Origin of the sequence: Roseovarius marisflavi (genome assembly GCF_900142625.1) — a bacterium.
Classification (GTDB): Bacteria; Pseudomonadota; Alphaproteobacteria; order Rhodobacterales; family Rhodobacteraceae; genus Roseovarius; species Roseovarius marisflavi.
Genome location: NZ_FRBN01000010.1, coordinates 73,841 through 95,762, shown reverse-complemented (window position 1 = coordinate 95,762; position 21,922 = coordinate 73,841). Strand labels below are relative to the sequence as shown.

General features: G+C 61.8%; 22 protein-coding genes. 8 read left to right on the top strand and 14 right to left on the bottom strand.

Features of this window, described 5'->3' with window-relative positions:
* Positions 1 to 4: 4 nt before the first annotated feature.
* From BUB78_RS10720 to BUB78_RS10710, 3 genes are read left to right on the top strand one after another with little or no spacing between them, the layout of a single operon-like run.
* Positions 5 to 1,375: a pyruvate dehydrogenase complex E1 component subunit beta gene (locus BUB78_RS10720; protein ID WP_073197994.1), complete on the top strand. Its 1,371-nt coding sequence runs from the start codon at positions 5 to 7 to the stop codon at positions 1,373 to 1,375.
* A gap of 10 nt (positions 1,376 to 1,385) precedes the next feature.
* Positions 1,386 to 1,643, top strand: coding sequence for a hypothetical protein (locus BUB78_RS10715; RefSeq protein WP_073197992.1), 258 nt, complete (start codon positions 1,386 to 1,388; stop codon positions 1,641 to 1,643).
* On the top strand, positions 1,643 to 2,971 hold the full coding sequence (locus BUB78_RS10710; RefSeq protein WP_073197989.1) for a pyruvate dehydrogenase complex dihydrolipoamide acetyltransferase: 1,329 nt from the start codon (positions 1,643 to 1,645) through the stop codon (positions 2,969 to 2,971). Before BUB78_RS10715 ends, BUB78_RS10710 begins: the two co-directional genes overlap by 1 nt.
* Before the next feature lie 74 nt (positions 2,972 to 3,045).
* Here the strand turns inward: BUB78_RS10710 and cysE are convergent, their stop codons facing one another.
* Positions 3,046 to 3,873: a serine O-acetyltransferase gene (cysE, locus tag BUB78_RS10705; RefSeq protein ID WP_073197987.1), complete on the bottom strand. Its 828-nt coding sequence runs from the start codon at positions 3,871 to 3,873 to the stop codon at positions 3,046 to 3,048.
* Positions 3,874 to 3,957: 84 nt separating this feature from the next.
* Between cysE and BUB78_RS10700 the strand changes: the two genes are divergently transcribed.
* On the top strand, positions 3,958 to 4,296 hold the full coding sequence (locus BUB78_RS10700; RefSeq protein WP_073197984.1) for a TraR/DksA family transcriptional regulator: 339 nt from the start codon (positions 3,958 to 3,960) through the stop codon (positions 4,294 to 4,296).
* Between the two features lie 149 nt (positions 4,297 to 4,445).
* Here the strand turns inward: BUB78_RS10700 and mltG are convergent, their stop codons facing one another.
* The 6 genes from mltG to fabD form a co-directional block, all read right to left on the bottom strand.
* On the bottom strand, positions 4,446 to 5,603 hold the full coding sequence (mltG, locus tag BUB78_RS10695) for an endolytic transglycosylase MltG (RefSeq protein WP_073197982.1): 1,158 nt from the start codon (positions 5,601 to 5,603) through the stop codon (positions 4,446 to 4,448).
* Positions 5,603 to 6,862 carry a beta-ketoacyl-ACP synthase II gene (gene fabF / locus BUB78_RS10690; RefSeq protein ID WP_073197980.1) on the bottom strand — a complete coding sequence of 420 codons (1,260 nt, stop codon included), beginning with the start codon at positions 6,860 to 6,862 and terminating at the stop codon, positions 5,603 to 5,605. The genes mltG and fabF overlap by 1 nt, the downstream gene beginning before the upstream one ends.
* Before the next feature lie 137 nt (positions 6,863 to 6,999).
* On the bottom strand, positions 7,000 to 7,743 hold the full coding sequence (locus BUB78_RS10685) for a 1-(5-phosphoribosyl)-5-[(5-phosphoribosylamino)methylideneamino] imidazole-4-carboxamide isomerase (RefSeq protein ID WP_073197978.1): 744 nt from the start codon (positions 7,741 to 7,743) through the stop codon (positions 7,000 to 7,002).
* 199 nt (positions 7,744 to 7,942) lie between these two features.
* On the bottom strand, positions 7,943 to 8,176 hold the full coding sequence (locus BUB78_RS10680; protein ID WP_073197975.1) for an acyl carrier protein: 234 nt from the start codon (positions 8,174 to 8,176) through the stop codon (positions 7,943 to 7,945).
* A gap of 505 nt (positions 8,177 to 8,681) precedes the next feature.
* On the bottom strand, positions 8,682 to 9,419 hold the full coding sequence (fabG, locus tag BUB78_RS10675; RefSeq protein WP_073197973.1) for a 3-oxoacyl-[acyl-carrier-protein] reductase: 738 nt from the start codon (positions 9,417 to 9,419) through the stop codon (positions 8,682 to 8,684).
* Between the two features lie 32 nt (positions 9,420 to 9,451).
* Positions 9,452 to 10,399 carry an ACP S-malonyltransferase gene (fabD, locus tag BUB78_RS10670; protein ID WP_073197971.1) on the bottom strand — a complete coding sequence of 316 codons (948 nt, stop codon included), beginning with the start codon at positions 10,397 to 10,399 and terminating at the stop codon, positions 9,452 to 9,454.
* A gap of 163 nt (positions 10,400 to 10,562) precedes the next feature.
* Between fabD and BUB78_RS10665 the strand changes: the two genes are divergently transcribed.
* On the top strand, positions 10,563 to 11,777 hold the full coding sequence (locus BUB78_RS10665; RefSeq protein ID WP_073197968.1) for a cytochrome b/b6 domain-containing protein: 1,215 nt from the start codon (positions 10,563 to 10,565) through the stop codon (positions 11,775 to 11,777).
* 22 nt (positions 11,778 to 11,799) lie between these two features.
* Here the strand turns inward: BUB78_RS10665 and BUB78_RS10660 are convergent, their stop codons facing one another.
* The 5 genes from BUB78_RS10660 to BUB78_RS10640 all read right to left on the bottom strand — a co-directional run bounded on the left by BUB78_RS10660 (position 11,800) and on the right by BUB78_RS10640 (position 15,354).
* Positions 11,800 to 11,997 (bottom strand): Trm112 family protein, encoded by a 198-nt coding sequence (locus BUB78_RS10660; RefSeq protein WP_073197966.1) that lies wholly within the window; start codon positions 11,995 to 11,997, stop codon positions 11,800 to 11,802.
* Positions 11,994 to 12,641, bottom strand: coding sequence for an LON peptidase substrate-binding domain-containing protein (locus BUB78_RS10655; RefSeq protein ID WP_073197964.1), 648 nt, complete (start codon positions 12,639 to 12,641; stop codon positions 11,994 to 11,996). Before BUB78_RS10655 ends, BUB78_RS10660 begins: the two co-directional genes overlap by 4 nt.
* Positions 12,642 to 12,667: 26 nt before the next feature.
* Positions 12,668 to 13,585 carry a thioredoxin gene (trxA, locus tag BUB78_RS10650; protein ID WP_073197962.1) on the bottom strand — a complete coding sequence of 306 codons (918 nt, stop codon included), beginning with the start codon at positions 13,583 to 13,585 and terminating at the stop codon, positions 12,668 to 12,670.
* A 52-nt stretch (positions 13,586 to 13,637) separates the two neighbouring features.
* Positions 13,638 to 14,426 carry an exodeoxyribonuclease III gene (locus BUB78_RS10645; RefSeq protein ID WP_073197960.1) on the bottom strand — a complete coding sequence of 263 codons (789 nt, stop codon included), beginning with the start codon at positions 14,424 to 14,426 and terminating at the stop codon, positions 13,638 to 13,640.
* A 241-nt stretch (positions 14,427 to 14,667) separates the two neighbouring features.
* Positions 14,668 to 15,354 carry a response regulator transcription factor gene (locus tag BUB78_RS10640; protein ID WP_073198059.1) on the bottom strand — a complete coding sequence of 229 codons (687 nt, stop codon included), beginning with the start codon at positions 15,352 to 15,354 and terminating at the stop codon, positions 14,668 to 14,670.
* Between the two features lie 159 nt (positions 15,355 to 15,513).
* On the opposite strand from BUB78_RS10640, the gene ribA reads away from it, so the two are divergent.
* Positions 15,514 to 16,605, top strand: a complete 1,092-nt coding sequence (ribA, locus tag BUB78_RS10635; RefSeq protein ID WP_073197958.1) for a GTP cyclohydrolase II — start codon at positions 15,514 to 15,516, stop codon at positions 16,603 to 16,605.
* 49 nt (positions 16,606 to 16,654) lie between these two features.
* On the opposite strand, the gene BUB78_RS10630 is transcribed toward ribA, so the two are convergent.
* Complete coding sequence (locus BUB78_RS10630) at positions 16,655 to 18,034, bottom strand: SLC5/6 family protein (RefSeq protein ID WP_073197956.1); 1,380 nt, start codon at positions 18,032 to 18,034, stop codon at positions 16,655 to 16,657.
* A 150-nt stretch (positions 18,035 to 18,184) separates the two neighbouring features.
* Positions 18,185 to 18,964 carry an SDR family oxidoreductase gene (locus tag BUB78_RS10625; RefSeq protein WP_073197953.1) on the bottom strand — a complete coding sequence of 260 codons (780 nt, stop codon included), beginning with the start codon at positions 18,962 to 18,964 and terminating at the stop codon, positions 18,185 to 18,187.
* A gap of 220 nt (positions 18,965 to 19,184) precedes the next feature.
* Here BUB78_RS10625 and BUB78_RS10620 point away from each other — a divergent pair, with 220 nt between their 5' ends.
* Both BUB78_RS10620 and BUB78_RS10615 read left to right on the top strand, forming a co-directional pair.
* Positions 19,185 to 20,198, top strand: a complete 1,014-nt coding sequence (locus tag BUB78_RS10620) for a Hint domain-containing protein (RefSeq protein WP_073197951.1) — start codon at positions 19,185 to 19,187, stop codon at positions 20,196 to 20,198.
* A gap of 110 nt (positions 20,199 to 20,308) precedes the next feature.
* Complete coding sequence (locus tag BUB78_RS10615) at positions 20,309 to 21,916, top strand: peptide chain release factor 3 (protein WP_073197949.1); 1,608 nt, start codon at positions 20,309 to 20,311, stop codon at positions 21,914 to 21,916.
* Positions 21,917 to 21,922: the final 6 nt, after the last annotated feature.

Here is a 21,922-nt window from a genome sequence, read left to right as displayed (position 1 = left end):
ACCCATGGCAACCGAAATTTTGATGCCCGCCCTCTCTCCGACAATGGAAGAAGGCACACTTGCGAAATGGCTGGTCAAGGAAGGTGATACCGTCAAGAGCGGCGATATCATGGCCGAGATCGAAACCGACAAGGCCACGATGGAATTCGAGGCCGTCGATGAAGGCGTGATCGGCAAGATACTGATCGAAGAGGGCACCGAGGGCGTGAAAGTGAACACCGCCATCGCCGTGCTTCTGGAAGAGGGCGAAAGCGCCGACGATATCCAGAGCGCCGCTGCCCCGGCAAGCGCGCCCAAAGAAGAGGCTACTGCCCCCAAAGCCGCCCCGGCGCAAGCCAAGGCGCCCGAGGCCCCCAAAGCCGACACCAGCCCGGACTGGCCCGAGGGCACCGAGATGGAAACCAAGACCGTGCGCGAGGCGCTTAACGCCGCCATGGCCGAGGAAATGCGCGGCGATCCGTCGGTCTTTATCATGGGCGAAGAGGTGGCCGAATATCAGGGCGCCTATAAGATCACCCAGAACCTCCTGGAGGAATTCGGCGGCAAGCGCGTCATCGACACGCCGATCACCGAGCACGGCTTTGCCGGGATCGGGGTTGGCGCGGCCTTTGGCGGCCTGCGCCCGATCGTCGAATTCATGACCTGGAACTTTGGCATGCAGGCGATCGACCAGATCATCAACTCTGCCGCCAAGACGCTTTACATGTCCGGCGGGCAGATGGGCTGTCCGATCGTGTTCCGCGGCCCCAACGGTGCCGCCGCGCGCGTCGGCGCCCAGCACAGCCAGGATTACGCGGCCTGGTACGCACAAATCCCCGGCCTGAAAGTGGTACAGCCCTATTCGGCGGCCTGTGCCAAGGGCCTCTTGAAACAGGCAATCCGCGACCCGAACCCGGTTGTTTTCCTTGAGAACGAAATCCTCTACGGGCGCTCTTTCGAGGTGCCTAAACTGGATGACTTCACCATTCCCTTCGGCAAGGCCAAGATCTGGCGCGAAGGCTCTGACGTGACCATCGTCAGCTTTGGCATCGGCATGACCTATGCGCTTGAGGCGGCCGACAAGCTTGCCGAAGACGGCATCAGCGCCGAGGTGATCGACCTGCGCACCCTGCGCCCGCTTGATTACGACACCGTCATTGCCAGCGTCATGAAAACCAACCGCTGCGTCACGGTTGAGGAAGGCTGGCCGGTGGCCTCGATTGGCAACCACATCTCGGCCACGCTGATGGAGCGCGCGTTCGATTATCTCGACGCGCCGGTCATCAACTGCACCGGCAAGGACGTGCCCATGCCCTACGCGGCCAATCTCGAAAAGCTGGCGCTGACCTCGACCACCGAGGTGATCGACGCCGTGCGCCAAGTGACCTACCGGTAAGGATGTGAGAATGTCAAAAGTCTCGATAAATCAGTCCACTGACGGAAATGGGCGAGAATTCCGCCTGAACGCGCCGGACCAAAAGCATACTGTATTCATTCCGGCAGAATTACTCGACGACGAAGTGGGAGATGACTGTTCAGACGCTGATCGCGATGCTTGGGTTGAAAATAATATTGAAGAGATCGTGAAAGCCGCTGAATCGAAAATCAAAGGCGGTGTGGTCCGCAGACCATTTGACCGTATTGTCGTGCGGGAGGACAACTAATGCCAACCGAAATACTCATGCCCGCCCTCTCGCCCACCATGGAAGAGGGCACGCTCGCGAAATGGCTGGTCAAGGAGGGGGACACCGTCAACGCCGGTGACCTTCTGGCCGAGATCGAGACCGACAAGGCCACAATGGAATTCGAGGCGGTGGACGAAGGCACCATCGGCAAGATCCTGATCGAAGAGGGCACCGAGGGCGTGAAAGTGAACACCGCCATCGCCGTGCTCTTGGAAGAGGGTGAAAGCGCCGATGACATCAAGGCTGGTGACAGTTCGGCGGGCGGCTCTGCCGCCCCTGCCGAGGCCGAGGCACCCAAGGACGATGCCAAAAGCGAGACCGCCTCCCCTGCGGCAGCGTCCGAGACCAAAGCGCCCGCAGCGCCGACTGACGGTGATGGCGGGCGTATCTTCGCCTCGCCCCTGGCGCGCCGGATTGCCGCCGACAAGGGCGTTGATCTTGCCGGTCTCACCGGCTCTGGCCCGCATGGCCGGATCGTCAAGGCCGATGTCGAGGGTGCCAAGCCCTCTGCCGCACCGGCGAAAGAGGCCACCAAGTCCGCCGACAAGGCCCCTGCCCCGGCCAGCATGGCCAGCGGCCCGTCCTCGGAGGCGGTCATGGCGATGTATCAGGGTCGCGAGTATGAAGAGGTCAAGCTTGACGGCATGCGCAAGACCATCGCCGCGCGCCTCACCGAGGCCAAGCAGACCGTGCCGCATTTCTATCTGCGTCGCGATATAAAGCTTGATGCGCTGATGAAATTCCGTGGCGAGCTCAACAAACAGCTCGAAGGGCGCGGCGTCAAACTCTCGGTCAATGACTTTATCATCAAGGCCTGCGCGCTTGCGCTTCAGGCGGTTCCGGATGCCAATGCGGTCTGGGCCGGCGACAAGGTGCTCAAGCTCAAGCCGTCGGATGTGGCGGTGGCCGTGGCGATCGAGGGCGGGCTATTCACGCCGGTCCTGAAAGATGCCGAGATGAAATCGCTCTCGGCCCTTTCGACCGAGATGAAGGATCTGGCCAGCCGTGCCCGCGACCGCAAGCTTGCGCCGCAGGAATACCAGGGCGGCACATTCGCGATTTCCAACCTCGGCATGTTCGGCATCGATAATTTCGACGCAGTGATCAACCCGCCGCATGGCGCGATCCTTGCGGTCGGTGCAGGCAAGAAACAGCCCGTCGTCGGAAGCGATGGAGAGTTGGCCGTGGCGACGGTGATGTCAGTCACCCTGAGCGTCGATCACCGGGTGATTGACGGCGCCATGGGTGCCGAGCTCTTGAACCAGATCGTCGACAACCTCGAAAATCCGATGGTCATGCTGGCCTGAAACACCAACGCCCCCGACAAGGTTTGATCCGGTCGGGGGCGTTGCTAAATCGTCGTATCGGGCGCGGGCCCTGCTTACTCGGCGTCTTTGCCGTCGCCGCGCACGCCCAAAAGCTGGTCCATGCTGACCGAGGGCTGGGCACAGCCCGCCTCGCCCACGATGCGCGACGGCACGCCGGCCACAGTCTTGCAGGGCGGCACCTCTTCAAGCACCACAGAACCGGCGGCGATGCGCGAGCAATTGCCAACCCGGATGTTGCCCAGAACCTTGGCGCCAGCACCGATCAGAACACCATTGCCGATCTTGGGGTGGCGATCCTCTTCTTCTTTGCCGGTGCCGCCAAGGGTGACCGAATGCAGCATCGAGACATTATCCCCAACCACGGCGGTCTCGCCGATCACGATGGAATGGGCATGGTCGATCATGATGCCCTTGCCGATGCGCGCGGCCGGATGAATATCGACGCCAAACACCTCAGAGGCCCGCATCTGAAAGAACCGCGCCAGATCGCGGCGCCCGCTGCTCCAGAGCCAATGCGCAATGCGGTATGCCTGCACCGCCTGAAATCCCTTGAAGAACAACAGCGGCAGGATAAAGCGATCGCAGGCCGGGTCACGGTCATTGACCGCAACAATATCCGCGCGCGCCGACAGGCCGATGTTGGGGTCCGAGTTCAGTGCCTTGTCGCAAATCTCGCGCAGGATCTGTTCGGGCATTTCATTCGAAGTCAACTTGAGAGAAATCCGATAGGCCAGCGCCGATTCGAAGGTATCATGGTGCAGAACGCTTGAATGAATCAGCCCGCCCAAAAGCGGCTCATCGGCAATGGCCCCTTTTGCCTCGGACGCAATCCGAGCCCAGACCGGATCAAGCTCCGCCAGTTTTGAATGTATTTTCGCCACGTCTATGCTCCTCTGGATTGGATCAAGTATAACAGATAGGCAGGATCAATAAAATGCAAAGGCGTGATCGGGGGCATAAGCAAAATGAATGAGAACGACCAGAGCCGATTTCGCGCCCGGATCAACGCCCTGCTCACAGAACTGGCGCAAGAGGATGCACTTGGCCAGTCGGCTCAGGCCACGGTCGAGCTTGATCAACAGGCCGTGGGCCGGTTGAGCCGAATGGATGCTCTGCAAAATCAGGCCATGGCCAAGGCCAGCCACCTGCGTCGTCAGACCCTCAAGGCCCGGCTCGAGATGGCCCTGCGGCGTATGGATGAGGGGGAATTCGGCTATTGCGAGGATTGTGGCGATGATATCGCCCAGGCCCGGCTGGCGCTTGATCCGGCGGCAACGCGCTGTATCTCCTGCGCCAAGGGCTAGGAACCGCCTGTCCCGCACCTGCACGCCCGGTTGTACCTGCGGGAGCCTCCGGCGGGGATATTTAAAGCAAGAAGAAACCAGAGCGCTGCATCTGGCTTTCATCTTTCCATAAATACTCAATCCACAGAGGCCGCAGAGCGCAGCCGGTCCTAGTTGGCCGCGCGCTCTGCTTCGATCTCGCGCCATTTGGCGACGTTGCGGTTATGCTCTTCGAGGGTTTGGGCAAAGGCGTGGCCGCCGGTGCCATCGGCCACGAAGAAGATATAATCGGTGCTGTCCGGATTGACCGCCGCCTCGATGCTGGCGCGGCCGGGATTTGCGATCGGGGTCGGCGGCAGAGCGTCGATCACATAGGTGTTCCAGGGCGTGGCGGCGCGCAATTCGCTTTGGCGCAGTCCGCGGCCCAGAATGCCCTGACCTTTGGTCACGCCGTAAATCACGGTCGGGTCGGTTTGCAGGCGCATGCCGCGCTTGAGGCGGTTGGTAAAGACGCTCGCCACCTGGCGGCGCTCTTCGGCAACGCCGGTTTCCTTCTCGATGATCGAGGCGAGGATGAGTGCCTCATAGGCGCTTGCCAGCGGCACATCCTCGGCGCGGTTCTGCCAGGCCTCGGCCAGGATAAAATCCTGCGCCGCACGCATGCGGGCGATCACGCTCTCGCGGGTGTCACCTTGGCGCACCTCATAGCTATCGGGGGCAAGCGAGCCTTCGGCAGGCAGCTCCGCGACCGCGCCTTCCAGAACATCAACCGACTTGAGCTCTTCCACAACCTGCCAGCTTGTCACGCCTTCCGCCAAAGCAATGCGATAGCGGGTGTCGGCCTGCCCGCGCACGCGGGTGAAAAGATCGGGGCGCGCCTCGTCGATGGCCGGATCAAACGCGATCCTTTCCTCATAGCGCCCTGTGCCGGTGTTAAGCTCGCGCACGAGCACCTCGGCGCTGGCAATGCCGATCCGGTACACCACCTCGGTGCCGCAACTGCTGGCGCCGCCGCGGGTGATGATATCGGTGATCTGTGACATGCTGGCGCGCTCGGGGATAAGCCAGCTGCCTGCCTTGAGATCGTCGACTTTATCGCCGTATTCCGCACCGATGCGAAAGATCGTGCCGCTGGCAATCGCGCCCTCGTCTTCGAGGCGCCGCGAAATCCGCCGCATCGTGCTTCCGGGTTCGACCCGAAGGCACATCGCCTCGCTCAGAGGGCCGCTGGTGCTATATTGCTTTTGTCCCCAGAGGATCATCCCCCCGAGCAGAAAGATGATGACGACCAGAAGCGTCAGGAAATTAGACGCAATATGGCGCCACATCAGCGCATTTTCCCGAAACAGACCGAGGCATTGGTGCCACCAAAGCCAAAGCTGTTCGACATCGCCACATTCACGTCGCGTTCGCGTTTGACATTCGGCACCAGATCCAGAGGAGTCTCGACCGCCGGATTGTCGAGGTTGATCGTCGGTGGCACGACCTGGTCGCGAATCGCCAGGATTGAGAAAATCGCCTCAATCGCGCCTGCCGCCCCCAACAGATGCCCTGTGGACGACTTGGTCGAACTCATCGAGGTCTTGGCCGCTGCATTCCCCAAGAGCCGCTCGACCGCCCCCAGCTCGATCGTGTCGGCCATCGTGCTTGTACCATGGGCATTGATGTAATCCACATCCGACGGCTCAAGACCGGAATGCTTCAGTGCCGATTTCATCGCGCGATAGGCGCCATCGCCATCTTCGGCAGGTGCCGTGATGTGATAGGCATCGCCCGACATGCCATAGCCCAGCACCTCGGCGTAAATCTTGGCCCCGCGCGCGCGGGCATGTTCAAGCTCTTCCAGCACCACCACACCGGCGCCCTCGCCCATGACGAAACCATCACGGTCCGCATCATAGGGGCGGCTGGCGGCCTGTGGGTTATCGGCCCGCTTGGTCGACAAAGCCTTGCAGGCGTTGAATCCGGCAATCCCTATCTCGCAGATAGCCGCCTCGGCGCCGCCGGCCAGCATCACATCCGCATCGTCAAACATGATCAGGCGGGCCGCATCGCCAATCGCATGCGCCCCGGACGAACACGCCGTAACAACCGCGTGGTTTGGTCCCTTGAACCCATAGCGGATACTGACCTGCCCGCTGATCAGGTTAATCAGCGCACTGGTGATGAAGAACGGTGACACGCGGCGCGCGCCCTTGTCGCGGATAACAAGCGTGGTCTCCTCGATCGAACTCAGCCCGCCAATGCCGGATCCCATCATCACACCGGTGCGCTCGCGGCTTTCTTCATCCTCGGGCATCCAGCCGGCATCTTCCACCGCCTGCTGGGCGGCGGCCACGCCGTAGAGAATGAAATCGCCTACTTTGCGGCGCTCTTTGGGCTGCATGTAATGATCGGCGTTAAAGGTGCCATCGCTGCCATCGCCAAGCGGTACCTCACAGGCATATTTGGTGACCACGTTACTTGGGTCAAAGCGGGTAATGGTGCCCGCACCTGACTGCCCATCCAAAAGACGCTTCCAGCTTTCTTCAACCCCGGATGCAAGCGGGGTCACCAGACCCAGACCTGTGACAACGACACGCCGCATAATGCTGCCCTTTCAGTACATATTCGTTAAAAGCTCTTACCCCGGCTTGCCACCGGGGGGCAAGAGGCGCGCGCATGGCTACGCGACGGCATGCCGGGATTTTGGGCACGCCGCCCGGGGCAAAAGGCCAGGTCGGCCTATTCGAACGGTGCGGTCGGCTCCGGCGTTGCGCGCGCAATCTCCAGTGCGGCGCCAAGATCCACATCCTTGGACAGAAGGGCGCGGCCAATCAAAGTGCCGGCGATATTGGGGATGTACTTCAGCCGTGCCACATCATCCACGCTGCGCACCGTGCCACGGGCGATCACCTGCTGGCGGGTGGTGGCCGCAAGACCCGAGATCACCCCAAGACTGCCATCGCTGTCCTCGATATCGGCGTCAATATCGGTCACGATGATCCCCGCAAGCGGCACCCCGTCAAAAGCGCTGACAAAGTCTTCGGGGCTGATCGCGCTTTGACTGCGCCAGCCATCGGTCATCAATTTCCCTTGAAAGATATCGACGGCTACAACGATCTGATCCGGACGGAACTTGGCGATCTCTTTCACGGTTTCGGGATCACGCACCGCCATGGTGCCGAGCACGATGCGCCCCGCCCCCTTGTCGATCCAGCGGCTGATCGCATCGCGCGACCGGAAACCGCCGCCCAATTGCACAGGAATGCCCGCCGCGCGAATGATCTCGGCGATAAGCTCGTCATTGCCGTCCTCGCCGCGCAGCCCGTTCATGTCGGTCAGATGCATCCAGTCCGCCCCCGCCGCCGCAAAGCCGCGGGCGGTCTCGACCGGGTCCACATGCCAGATAACCGGTTCGTCCAGCCGCCCACGCGTCAGGCTGACGCATTTGCCGTTCAGAATTTCCAAAGTCGGATAGAGGATCATCGTCGCGCCCTTTTTTCAGGTCTAACCCCCGGCGGTTGTACCGGTCGACACAGACTGTGCTTGTTTCGCGCACTTAACACTGTTCCCAAATCGGCATGATAGACGCGTTTCGCGGCGGAGCAACAGAGTCTCTTGCATCCCCCGCAACGCAAAAGGCCCCGCCAACCGGCAGGGCCTTCCTTCGCACAGGGCGAAAAACTTAGGAGGCTTCGGTGATGAACTTCACCGCGTCGCCAAAGGTTTGGATGGTATCGGCAGCATCGTCGGGGATCTCGATGCCGAATTCCTCTTCGAAGGCCATGACCAGTTCGACCGTGTCCAGGCTGTCAGCGCCAAGATCGTCGATGAACGAGGCTTTTTCGACAACCTTGTCCTCTTCAACGCCCAGGTGTTCCACAACGATCTTTTTAACGCGGTCTGCGATATCGCTCATGTCATAATCCTCATCGTTTCATGGGCAGTCTTGCCCGTTTTATGCCCCCGAATAAATTCAGAGGGCGGCTTTGATAGTGCCCCAGCGGGCGGCTCTCGACTACCCGCAATCTGCGGCCCACCGGGAGAATCCGCTTATCCCCCCGGCAATTCTGCGCCGCCTATAGCACATGGCGCGGCATTGGCAAATGCTTTCACCGCACAGAGATTTGCACTCAGACAAAGGTGTGTCGCGGCCGCCTTGCGCTTTTTGCACGATCCCACGCGACCCGTCGCAGCATTCTGTCGGCACTATACAGAGGGATGCCCGGCCCATGGAGCTTGCCGGACGTCACCGTATGGTCGATCAGACTTGGTCACGCCCTGCCCTGCTTTCATCTTTCCAAAAATACTCAATTCCACCGCCAGCAAAAAAGCGCGCTCATCAAGACACGAGCGTCACCGTTCCATTCTCGCGAATCAAGCGCGCGGTAGCGCTCAATTTGAAACCGCCGAGCAGGCCCGGCTCAGATCATCGCCATGCCGCCATTCACATGCAGCGTCGCGCCGGTGACATAGCCCGCCTCGGGGCTGGCAAGATACAGCACAGCCGCCGCAATCTCTTCCGGCGTGCCCATCCGCGCGGCAGGAATCTGCGCATTCAGCGCGGCTTTCTGCTCATCGCCAAGCTTGTCTGTCATCGGCGTCGCAATAAAACCGGGGGCAACCGCATTGGCGGTGATGCCACGGCTGGCCACCTCATAGGCGATGGATTTGGTCATGCCGACCAGACCGGCCTTGGCAGCGGCATAATTGACCTGTCCGGGATTGCCGACCGAGCCCACGACCGAGCCTATATTGATGATTCGGCCCCAGCGGGATTTCATCATCGGGCGCACCGCACCACGACACAGACGCATGGCCGCCGTCAGATTGACGTCGATGACGCTATGCCAATCCTCGTCCGACATCCGCATGAAAAGCTGATCGCGGGTGATCCCGGCATTGTTGACCAGAATATCAAGGCTGCCCATCGCGGCGATCGCGGCTTTGGGCAGCGCCTCGACCGCCTCGCTGTCGCCAAGATTGCAGGGCAGCACATGGGCACGTTCACCAAGCTCGCCGGCCAGGGCCTCAAGCGGCTCAACCCGCGTCCCACTCAGACCGACCGTGGCCCCCGCACCGTGCAGCGCCCGTGCAATCGCGGCACCAATGCCGCCGGATGCGCCCGTGACCAGCGCGGATTTTCCTGTCAGATCAAACATCTATCGTCCTTTCGTTATAAACTGCTCTTGATTCAGGCGCTTGCAAAGGCCTCTGCGGCGGCCTTGACGTCATCGGGCGTGCCGACCGCACGACAGGCCATCTCGCGGTCAATCCGCCGGATCATCCCCGACAGGGCCTTGCCCGCGCCGATTTCCCAGGCTTCGGTGACGCCCTGAGCGGCCATGTAAAGCACCGATTCCCGCCAGCGGACGGCGCCGGTCACCTGCTCGATCAGAAGCGCGCGAATTTCATCCGGGTCCTGCACGGCGCTCGCACGCACATTTGCCACCAGCGGCACCACCGGCGCGGCAAAGCTGACCTCGGCGAGGGCCGCCGCCATTGCCTCGGCGGCCGGGGCCATCAGGGAGCAATGAAACGGCGCGCTGACCGGCAACAGCACCGCGCGCTTGGCGCCCCTGGCCTTGGCCAGCTCGACCGCACGCTCGACCGCGGCCTTATGGCCCGAGACCACGACCTGACCGGGGTCATTGTCGTTGGCCGCCTGACAGACCTCGCCCTGCGCGGCCTCGACCGCCACGGCGCGGGCCGCCTCGTAATCAAGCCCCAGAATGGCGGCCATGGCGCCAACCCCCACCGGCACGGCCTTTTGCATGGCCAGCCCGCGAATCCGCAAAAGCCGCGCCGTATCGGCAATGCTCAGCGCGCCAGCGGCGGCCAGAGCGGAATACTCCCCAAGCGAATGCCCGGCGACAAAGCCACCGGCCCGCGAAATCTCAAAGCCCTCCGCCTCAAGCGCGCGCAGCGCCGCCAGCGAGGTCGCCATCAAGGCCGGTTGGGCGTTCTCGGTCAGGGTCAGCGTGTCCTGGTCCCCCTCCCAGATCAACCCCGACAGATTTTCGCCAAGCGCCTCGTCGACCTCGTCGAAAACCGCTTTGGATGCCGGATAGGCCTCGGCCAATGCCTGCCCCATGCCGGTGGTCTGTGCCCCCTGCCCGGGAAATACGAATGCTCGGTTCATATGCTTTTTGCCTCCCTAAAAGTGCCTTGGGATACCGCGCCGGGCGGATTATGGCAACGCCCTTCGAGTGTGTTGCAGGGCCGCACCGGGCCTGTGCGCCAGATGCGATTGCCCCGCCCCGTCGTTTGGCTAGAGTGAGCGCGCAACCAGAAGGATCAAAGCGATGCCAACCAGCAACTCGGCCAGCACCTATGGCAGTGTGACGAAAACCTTTCACTGGCTGACCGCGCTGTTGATCCTGTCCAACATTCCGATCGGCCTGATCGCCACCGATCTTGCGCATGAGGTTCAGATCGCCCCGACCGAGGCCTTGGTCAACCGTACCACGGTGTTGTTTTCCCTGCACAAAACCATTGGCGTGGCGATGTTCTTTGTCGCTCTTGCGCGCATAGCCTGGGCGATAAGCCAGCCCAAGCCGGGGTTGCTCAATGGCGACAAATGGGCCGAGGCCTGGGCGGCAGAGACCGTGCATTGGCTGCTTTATGGCTCGCTTGTCATGGTGCCGATGTCGGGCTGGGTGCATCACGCGGCCACCTCGGGCTTTGCGCCGATCTGGTGGCCCTTGGGCCAAAACCTGCCACTGGTGCCGAAATCCGAGCCCCTCTCGGCGCTTGCGGGCACGCTGCATTATATCCTGCAATGGGTGCTGATCGGCGCGATTGGCGCACATGTGGCGGGGGCGCTCAAGCATCACCTGCTGGATGGAGACGCCACGCTGCGCCGGATGCTGCCGGGTCATACCCCCGGCCGACCGACCGCGCGCCAGCCCGGTCATGTGCTGCCACTCGTGACCGCGCTTGCGGTCTGGCTGGCGGCGCTTGGCGGGGCGGGCATGATCGGCCTGTTCGGCGCGGGCGACGGGGCGCAAACCACGGGCCTTGCGCAGGTCGAAAGCGACTGGACCGTCTCGGACGGTAGCCTTCAGATCACCGTAGAGCAGATGGGATCATCGGTGCAGGGCAGCTTTGCCGACTGGACCGCCGATATCACCTATGACGAGACCGGCGACGCGGCGGGCAAACATGGCAGCGTCACGGTCACCATCGCAATCGAGTCGCTCTCGCTTGGATCGGTCACCAAACAGGCGATGGGGCCGGATTATTTCAACGTTAGCACCTTCCCGACAGCAGAGTTCAGCGCCGATTTGTTTAAGACCGACCAAGGCCATGTGGCGCGCGGCGCGCTCACGATCCGCGACCAATCGGTGCCGGTCGAAATGCCTTTTGATCTTGCAATTGACGGCGACACCGCCACCGTCAGCGGCGCGCTCTCGGTGGATCGGCGCGAGTTTGACGTGGGCACCGGGATGACCGACCCAAATTCGCTTGGCTTTGGCGTTGAGATCAAGGTCGATCTGACCGCCAGTCGCGCGCCCTGAACGCGCACGCAGTCGCGGCGCGCTAGTCGTCGATCTTGCGCGCCTCATCCAAAAGCATCACCGGGATACCGTTGCGTATGGGAAAGGCAAGGCCGGCGCTTTTGCTGATCAACTCCTGACGCTCCGCGTCATAGCGCAGGGTCTGGTGGGTTTGCGGGCAAATCAGCGCCTCAAGCATGCGCCGGTCAAAGGCGGGAGTGGTATCAGGGGTGTCGGTCATTGCATGATGTCCTCGCTGTCGCCGCCGCGCAGCGCGTATTCGATCAGGGTGACAAGCGTCTCGCGCCGCGTGCTCAGCGATGGCGCCTCAAGCAGGGCTTGCTTGTCCTCTGGTTCGAACCCCAAAAGCATCGACAGCGAGTTGATCAACAGCTCATCCTCGGCCTCTTTCAGGGACTGCCAGTCGGTTTCAAGCTCGCGCGCGGAAAAATAGCGCGACAGGAGGTTCATAAAGGCCGTGCGGTCAAAATGGGGGTCGGCGTCCTCTGGCCCCATATCGCGTTCAAAGCCGGCCCATGACACCTTGGCGCGCCGATAAGGCGTGAACCCCTCGACCTCTTCCAAAAGGCGAAACCGCGACTTGCCGGTGAGCGTGATCATATAGCGGCCGTCTTCGGTTTCCGAAAACTGCGTCACCCGCCCCACACAGCCGATGGTATGCAGGCCGGGGCCCGCGTCGCGGCCCGGAATGCGGTTTGGCTGCACCATCCCGATCAGGCGCGAAGGGGTTTTAAGGGCATCCTCAAGCATCGCCAGATAGCGCGGCTCGAACAGGTGCAACGGCAAGCGCGAGCGCGGCAAGAGCAGCGCGCCCGGCAGGGGGAAAACCGGAATAATCTCAGGCAGATCGAGGTTTTTTGTCATGCACCTTACCTAGCCCGACAACTGCCTCAGGCAAATATCATCGAGCTCAATTTTCGCCGCCCGTTCAACACCACCGGATCGTTAGGCTTGAGCGCCTCGAAAATGGTGAAAAGCTGGGCCTTGGCGGCGCCGTCATTCCATTCGCGATCAGCCCGGAAAATCGCCAGCAATTCGTCGACCGCCTCTTCGGCCTGACCGTTGGCATAAAGCGCCTGCGCCAGATCAAAGCGCGCCTGATGGTCGCTTGGGTCGGCGTCCACCGCGGCGCGCAACTCGGCCACAGGGCCGGCATCTGCGGCCTGACGCGCAAGCGCGATCTGGGCATGTATCGCCTCAATTTCGGGGGCGGTGGCAATTTCGGCGGGGGCACCGTTCAGGATCGCCTCGGCCTGATCAAGTTCGCCAAGCGCGATCTCGGCGCGCGCCATGCCGGCATAGGCGCGCACGTTGTTGGGGTCTTCCTGGGCGATGGCGGCATAGGTTTGCGCCGCATCGGCAACCGCGCCCTCTTCGAGCATCTCGTCGGCCGCATCAAGTGCCTCGTCAAGCCCGCCGTCGGGCGCGCCGCCACCGGCCTCGACCACGCGCGCCACAAAGGCGTCGATTTCCGAGGGCGGCACCGCGCCCTGAAAGCCGTCAACCGGCTGGCCCTGCCAGAAGGCATAGACCGTCGGAATGGATTGCACCCGCAACTGGCCCGCGATCATCTGGTTTTCATCGACGTTGACCTTGGCCATTTTCACGGCCCCATTGGCGCGCGTCACCGCCGCCTCAAGCACCGGGCCAAGCGTCTTGCAAGGGCCACACCAGGGCGCCCAGAAATCAACGATCACCGGCACGGTCTGGGACATTTCAACGACCTCGGTCATGAAATCGGCCTCGGACACGTCCTTGATCAGGTCGCCCGCTGCCGGGGCGTTTTGGGTTTGGCCAAGCTCAATCATCAAAGTCTTCCTTCCATTCGCTTGCCCCTATATGAGCAAGTCTGCGTCGATTTCAAAGGTCAAATGTTGCAAAAACCGGCGCGTGATCGCTAGGTTGCTCCCATCCGCGCACCTCGCGCAGGATGCGGCTTGAATGGGCCGAACCCGCGATATCGCCGGTTGCCCAGAGATGATCAAGCCGTCGGCCCTTGTCGGCCTCGGACCAATCCTTGGCGCGGTACGACCACCAGCTATAGAGCAGCCCCTCGGGAATATCGGCGCGGGTCACGTCGCCCCAGCCGCCGGCCTCCATCACGTCATGAAAATGCTCAACCTCGACCGGGGTGTGGCTGACGATCTTCAAAAGCTTCTTGTGGCTCCAGACATCGTCTTCGCGCGGGGCGATGTTGAGATCGCCCACCAGAATGGATTTTTCCGGGCGGCTGTCGCGGAACCAGTCGCGCATCTCGGTCAGGTAATCGAGCTTTTGGCCGAATTTCTCGTTCTTCTCGCGATCCGGGATATCGCCGCCCGCAGGCACATAAAAGTTATGGATCGTGACCCCGTTTTCCAACCGCCCTGCGACGTGGCGGGCATGGCCGAGGCTGGCGAAATCCTTGTCGCCTGCATCCTCGATCGGTAGCTTCGAGAGGATCGCAACCCCGTTATAGCCCTTCTGCCCGCGCGCCACCACATGGCCATAGCCAAGCTCGGCAAAGCTCTCGAGCGGCATCTTGTCGACCGGGCTTTTGCATTCCTGAAGGCACAGGACATCCGGCGCCTCGTCGCTCAAAAGCCGCGAGACAAGCCCCTCGCGCAGACGGACCGAGTTGATGTTCCAGGTTGCCAATGTAAACGCCATGCCGCCTCTCCTGTGCCCGTGTCGGGCCAGACCCTAAAGCGATGCGCGCCAAGGCGCCAGCCGGAACGACGGGGCGCGGCGAAAAAGTGGGATCGGGCGATCCACCCCGGCGCCCAAAGGAAAAGGACCCCGGCACGCTGGCCGGGGCAGTCCAACAGGGAGGTATATGCGTTACCGCATATACAACGTAGAGTAGCACATTTTCCTGAGTTACGCATACTACTTTGATCTTAGGCCGTACTCAGAGCACCAGACGATAACCGCCCGATTCAGTGACAAGCAGGCGTGCGTTACCTGGATCCGGCTCGATCTTCTGGCGCAGGCGATAGATATGGGTCTCAAGCGTGTGGGTGGTGACCCCCGCGTTATAGCCCCAGACCTCGTGCAGCAGGATATCGCGCGCCACCACGCCCTCGGTCGAGCGATAGAGGTATTTCAGGATGTTGGTCTCTTTCTCGGTCAGGCGCACCTTGCGCTCGTCCTCGGTGATCAGCATCTTCATGGCCGGCTTGAAGGTATAGGGCCCAAGCTGAAATACCGCATCCTCGGACTGTTCATGCTGGCGCAGCTGTGCGCGGATACGCGCCAGAAGCACCGGAAACTTGAACGGCTTGGTGATATAGTCGTTGGCCCCCGCATCAAGGCCAAGGATCGTGTCGGCATCGCCATCATGCCCGGTCAGCATCATCACCGGCGCCTTGACCCCCTGCTTGCGCATCAGGCGGCACAGCTCTCGCCCGTCGGTATCGGGCAGGCCAACGTCAAGAATGACAAGATCATAGATCATGTCCTTGACCTTGCTCATCGCATCCGCGCCGCTTGTGGCCTCGAACACATCGAAATCTTCGGTCATGACCAATTGCTCGCCCAACGCTTCGCGCAGGTCGTCGTCATCGTCCACCAGCAGAATCTTTTTGACTTGTGCCATTTTGCTTTTCCTCGTCCTTTGACAGAACATGAGGGACAAGGCGCGCAGCGACAAGATGTGCAACACAACAATCACGGCCACGTGTTGCGACGCGAGCGTTTCTTTCAATTCATTTCAAAACCACCTACATAAAGCTGATTGCCACCGGAAAGTTACGCCATGACCCTCGCCCCTGACATCACCGAGATTATCGCCCGCGCCCGCGCCGATCTTCGGATGGGGGTGCCTGTGGTGATTTCGGGCAAAGATGGCGTCGCACTTGTGATGGCGGCGGAAACGGTCGATGCGCAGCGCCTCGCCGATCTGCGCGCGCTTGGTGGACGCCCGGTTCTGGCGATCACGGCGCGGCGCGCCGAGACCCTCAAGGCCCGCACCTATGACGGTGATCTGGCGCGGGTGATCCTGCCGCCCGATGCCGCGTTGTCCTGGGTTCTGGGGGTGGCCGATCCGGCGGATGATCTCAAAACCCCGATGAAAGGCCCGCTTGCATCCGAACGCGATGGCGCCGCCGATTTGCACCGCATCGCCTTGCAGCTTGTGAAATCCGCGCGGCTTTTGCCGGCCGCCCTTGTGTTGCCTCTGACGGGCGGTGCGGGATTTGCGATCGAACACGGGCTGACACAGGTCGCTGCGGTGACGGCCGCGCCGCATCTCATGCGCTCCAGCCCGCTGCATCCGGTGGTCAGTGCGCGTTTGCCGCTTGATGTGTCCGAGGCCGGACGGTTGCACATCTTTCGCCCCGAAGATGGCGGCGAAGAGCATTACGCCATCGAGATCGGCCAGCCGCCGCGCGACAGCGCGGTGCTTGCGCGCTTGCATTCGGCCTGTTTCACCGGCGACCTGATGGGCAGCCTCAAGTGCGATTGCGGCCCGCAATTGCGCGGCGCCCTGGCGCAGATGGGGGCCGAGGGAGCCGGCGTGCTGCTCTATCTAAATCAAGAGGGGCGCGGGATTGGCCTTGCCAACAAGATGCGCGCCTACTCGCTTCAGGATCAGGGCTTTGACACGGTCGAGGCCAATCACCGGCTTGGCTTTGAAGATGACGAGCGCGATTTCCGGATCGGCGCGCAGATCCTGACGCTGATGGGGTTTTCTGCCGTGCGGCTTTTGACCAATAACCCCGCCAAGATCGAGATGATGCGCCAGAACGGGATCGACGTGGTCGAGCGCGTGCCGCTCAAGCTGGGCGAAAACGTGCATAACCACGCCTACCTGGCCACCAAGGCCGCGAAATCGGGGCATCTGCTCTGACATCCGCGCGGCTTGTCACGGCTTGCGGTGTGCCTCGCGAGGCAGGCTGTCAGGCCTGACGAGCGCCCCGCCGCGCGCCTGCGATCACGGCCGCAAAGCCAACCACAAGCACAACCACGCAAATCGCCAGAAGCTGCTCGTATTTATGCCCCTCCGGCAGGATCGCCGCTACAAACTGCGAACCGCGCGCGAAATAGGCCGCGGCCCCAAGCATCGCGGCGCCAAAGGCCACAACATAGGCCCAAAGCGCAATCTCGCGGCGCATCGCAAGCCCGACGACGAGGACCGGCGTCAGGAACATGCTCGCGGTGCCGCTGACGGCGGTGGCATCAAACAGCGTCTGATTGTCCCAAAGCGTCAGAAGCGTGCCGAGCACCATGAATACCACCATCGCGGCGCGCCCGCCGCCAAGGGTGCGCGGGCTAAGCCGCAATTCGTCGACCACGAGGCGCGCGGCACTGGCAAGCGCGGAATCCAGCGTGCTCAGCGCCGAGATCAACAGCGACACCAAAAGCGCCACGAACAGCCAGGGCGGAAACATGCCCGCCCATGTGCCGATCAGCTGGCCTTCGTATTCCGCGCCCACAAGGGCCGCCTGAATGCCGAAAAACCCGAACCCGATGATGCAAAGCGTCGAAATCCAGAAGGCATGCAGGAACGAGCGCCGCGTTGTCGCCGGATCGGCGAGAAAGCCGCGATCCATCATCACCGGATCATGCGCCGGGTAGGAAAACACCTGAAGCAGCGCGACAAGCAAAAGCACCTGACCGTTCCACGACCCCGACGTGCCCTTTGATGTCAGCACCGCGCCAAGATCAAAACCGGGGCTCAGCACCAGCGCCAGAAAGGCGGCGGCAAAGACGCCGAGAAAGACCAGCATCTGCAACACATCCGTGCGCAGCGCCGCACTTAGCCCGCCCCAGGCGCTATAGGCCAGCCCAAGCACCGCCACGACAAGGATCGCGCCCTCGCGTGCAAAATCGGTCTCTGGCAAGGCGGCGGCAAAAATAAGCCCGACCACCAGCAGATTGGCAAAGACTTCAGACAAAAGCCGCAGACCGATCACCAGGTTGTAACAGGCCACGCCAAGGCCGCCGAACCGGTCGCCAAGCCAGTCCTGCACCGACCGTGCGCCCCCGGCCCGCAAGCGACCGACAATGAAACCGCCAGTCAGGAAAGACGCGTAATAGGCCGCATAGGCCAGCGTGCCCCAAATGCCGTAGAAATAGCCAAGGATCGCGGAGTTCATCAGGGAGCGCGCGAAAATCCAGGTGGTGACCTGGCTCAGCACCAGAACCATCACCCCCGGTGCGCGGCCGTCCTGACCGGCGCCGCTAAAGAAGCCTTCAATCGTGGCGCGACGTGGCGACACGACAAGGCTCGCGGCAACCACCAGTCCGAAAAGCCCAATAATGACCATAGCTTGCATTTAAGATCCGTCCCCGTTTCGCGTTGTTTACGATTTGCCTAGCAGCCGCCCGCAGGCAAAACCACACGAAACACCTCGACCTACGAATTTGTGAATTGGGCGCCATACCTCCTGCCCGGAGACCGGACAGAAGCAGCTTTCAGTCGCTGTTTACAGCGTGGCGTTCACGCCGCCGCCATCCAGCAGGATATTCTGCCCGACGATAAAGCCGGCATGCGTGCTGCACAGGAAGGCACAGGTCGCGCCGAATTCCTCGATCGTGCCGTAACGCCCGACCGGAATGCCCGCGCAGCGTTGCGCCTTGGCCTCCTCCATCGATATGCCCTGCGCTTCGCTCACGCCCTTATCAAGCGAGACCGCGCGGTCGGTGGCGTGAATGCCCGGCAAGAGGTTGTTGATCGTCACGCCCTTGCCCGCCACCTGACGCGAGGTGCCCGCGACATAGCCTGTCAGGCCTGCGCGCGCGCTGTTGGACAGGCCCAGAACGGCAATCGGCGCCTTGACGGACTGCGAGGTGATATTCACCACCCGGCCCCAGCCGCGCGTGATCATCCCCGGCACCAGTGCCTTGATCAGGGCAATCGGCGCAAGCATGTTGGCATCGAGCGCCTTGATGAAATCCTCGCGCTCCCAATCTGTCCACAGACCCGGCGGCGGACCACCGGCGTTGTTGACCAGGATATCGACACCCTCGGCCGCCGCGAGCAGGCGCGCGCGCCCCTCTTCGGTCGCGACATCGGCCGCCACGGTCACAACCTCAACGCCGTAATCGGCGCGGATCGCCGCCGCCACCGCCTCAAGCGCCTCGGCGCCGCGGGCGTTCATCACAAGGTTCACCCCCGCCTCGGCCAATGCCCGCGCACAGCCAAGCCCAAGACCCTTGGACGACGCACATACCAACGCCCGTTTGCCTTTAATCCCCAAGTCCATGTCGCACCTCCGTGTTGTTTCAACCCGGAATTAACACTGCCCGGATTAGAATGACCAGATAAATGCCGAATGCGCCCCCTGGACGGAGACCCGCCATGCCCCATTTCGATGCTGATACGGACCAGAATGTCCTGCTCATTGACCATATGCTGCCATAATTCTAAGTTATGATTCAGGGCAGAGCGTTTGCTGCCAACCCCTTTGATATCGGCCGATTTGCATGACCAAGACCAGCCCCCGCCCCGCGCAATCCGTCCCTGTTTTTCAGGCGGTTGACCTTCGCGTCGTGAGCGGGGCCAATCTTGGCGATGCGTTGTCATTTGCCACTGAACTTGACCTTGACGACGTTTACGAGCTGCGCTCGCAGGCGCGTCAATACCGCCTGTCGCTGACGCTGGACGGGCCCGGACCGTTCATTATCGCCCCGGACACGGAGCTTGGCGCGCCGGGTTCTCATCTGCATCTTGATTCCTGCCTGACGCTGATGTCTGGCACCGGCCGCACCAGCGAATTGCTGGTGCTGGTCGAAGTCGATGGCGCGGGCGATGTGGCCGATATCTATGCCATGCCGCTGGCGCATATGGCCCCCAAGACAGGCTATGCGCTTGTCGGGGTGGATCGTGACACGCCGTTGCAGAAATTTGCGCAGGTGGCTTGCGTTTCCTTTTCACGCGGCACCCACATCACGCTGGGCTCGGGCGCACAGCGCCGGGTCGAAGATCTTGCGCTTGGCGATATGGTGCTGACACGCGACGACGGCCCGCAGGCGATCCGCTGGATCGGTCAATCCACGGTGCGTGCGGTTGGCGATTTCGCCCCGATCCGTATTCGCGCAGGCGCGTTGCACAACGAAAACGATCTTTTGGTCAGTCCCGATCACCGGTTGTTCATCTATCAACGCTCTGACGCGCTTGGCGCGGGGCGTCACGAGGTTCTGGTGCGTGCGCGTCACCTTGTGAATGGTGATAGCGTGCTGCGCGAATCCGGCGGATTTGTAGATTATTTCCAGCTCCTGTTTGATGCCCATCAGATTATCTATGCCGAAGGTATCGCCGCCGAAACCCTGCTGGTCGATCCGCGCACGCGCGCCGCGCTGCCCGCCGATCTCGGCGAGGCGCTGACCACAGGGGGCAGCGGCCACAGCGCACGCCCGCACATGGAATTCGAGGTTGGCCAAGCCCTGCTTGACCACCCCGATGCGGCGGAAATCCTAAAACGCGCCTCGACGCGGTAGCCGCCCCCAGAAAATTCTCCGAATTTTCTGATGCATTTTCTTCCCGAAGAAAATGCGCCCTTGCCACAGCGTTATTGCGCCCTTCTCATTGGCGCTCTATATGCGCGGTCATGTTAGACACCGCCTCAAACCGCCCCGATCTGCCGGCAGAAATTGCCCGGCGCCGCACCTTTGCGATCATTTCGCACCCGGATGCCGGCAAAACCACCCTGACGGAGAAGTTTCTTCTGTATGGGGGCGCCATTCAGATGGCCGGACAGGTGCGCGCCAAAGGCGAGGCCCGTCGCACGCGCTCGGACTTCATGCAGATGGAAAAGGATCGCGGCATTTCGGTTTCGGCCTCGGCGATGTCGTTTGATTTCGGAACCTTCCGGTTCAACCTTGTCGACACGCCGGGCCACTCTGACTTCTCCGAAGACACCTATCGCACGCTGACGGCGGTCGATGCGGCGGTCATGGTGATTGACGGCGCCAAGGGTGTGGAAAGCCAGACCCAGAAGCTCTTTGAGGTCTGCCGTTTGCGCGACCTGCCGATCCTGACCTTTTGTAACAAGATGGACCGCGAAAGCCGGGACACCTTTGATATCATCGACGAAATTCAGGAAAACCTTGCGATTGACGTGACCCCGGCGAGCTGGCCCATCGGGGTCGGACGCGGTTTCATTGGCTGTTACGACATGCTGCATGATCGTCTTGAGCTGATGGATCGCGCCGATCGCAATAAGGTTGCGCAATCCATCGAGATTAACGGGCTGGACGACCCGAAGCTGGACGAGCACGTGCCCGCAAACCTTGTGGCGCAGTTGCGCGAAGAGGTGGCGATGGCACGAGAGCTTTTGCCCGCTCTCGACCGCCAATCGGTGCTTGAGGGGCATATGACGCCGATCTGGTTCGGCTCTGCGATCAATTCGTTCGGGGTCAAGGAATTGATGACCGGCATCGCGGAATTCGGCCCCGAGCCGCAGGTGCAAAAGGCCACCCCGCGAGAGATTGCACCCGAGGAAACCAGGGTAACCGGCTTTGTCTTCAAGGTTCAGGCCAACATGGACCCGCGCCACCGCGACCGTGTTGCCTTTGTGCGTCTTGCCTCGGGGCACTTCAAGCGTGGCATGAAGCTCACCCATGTGCGTAGCAAAAAACCGATGACGGTGACCGCGCCGGTGCTGTTTCTCGCCTCTGACCGCGAGCTGGCCGAAGAGGCCTGGGCCGGGGATATCATAGGCATTCCCAACCACGGCCAATTGCGCATTGGTGATACCCTGACCGAGGGCGAAGACCTGCGCGTGACCGGCATCCCGTCGTTTGCGCCCGAGTTGTTGCAACAGGCCCGCGCGGGCGATCCGATGAAGGCCAAGCACCTGGAAAAGGCGCTGATGCAATTCGCCGAAGAGGGCGCCGCCAAGGTGTTCAAACCGGCCTTTGGCTCTGGCTTTATTGTTGGCGTCGTGGGGGCCTTGCAATTCGAGGTGCTGGCCAGCCGGATCGAACAGGAATACGGCCTGCCGGTGCGGTTCGAGAATTCGCAGTTCACCTCGGCACGCTGGGTCAATGGCCCCAAGGCGGCGGTCGATAAATTCACCGAGGCCAACAAGCAGCACATCGCGCGCGACAATGACGGCGACGTTGTTTACCTGACGCGGATGCAGTGGGATATTGACCGGGTCGAGCGTGACTATCCGGATGTGACCCTGACCTCGACCAAGGAAATGATGGTCTAGCGCGGC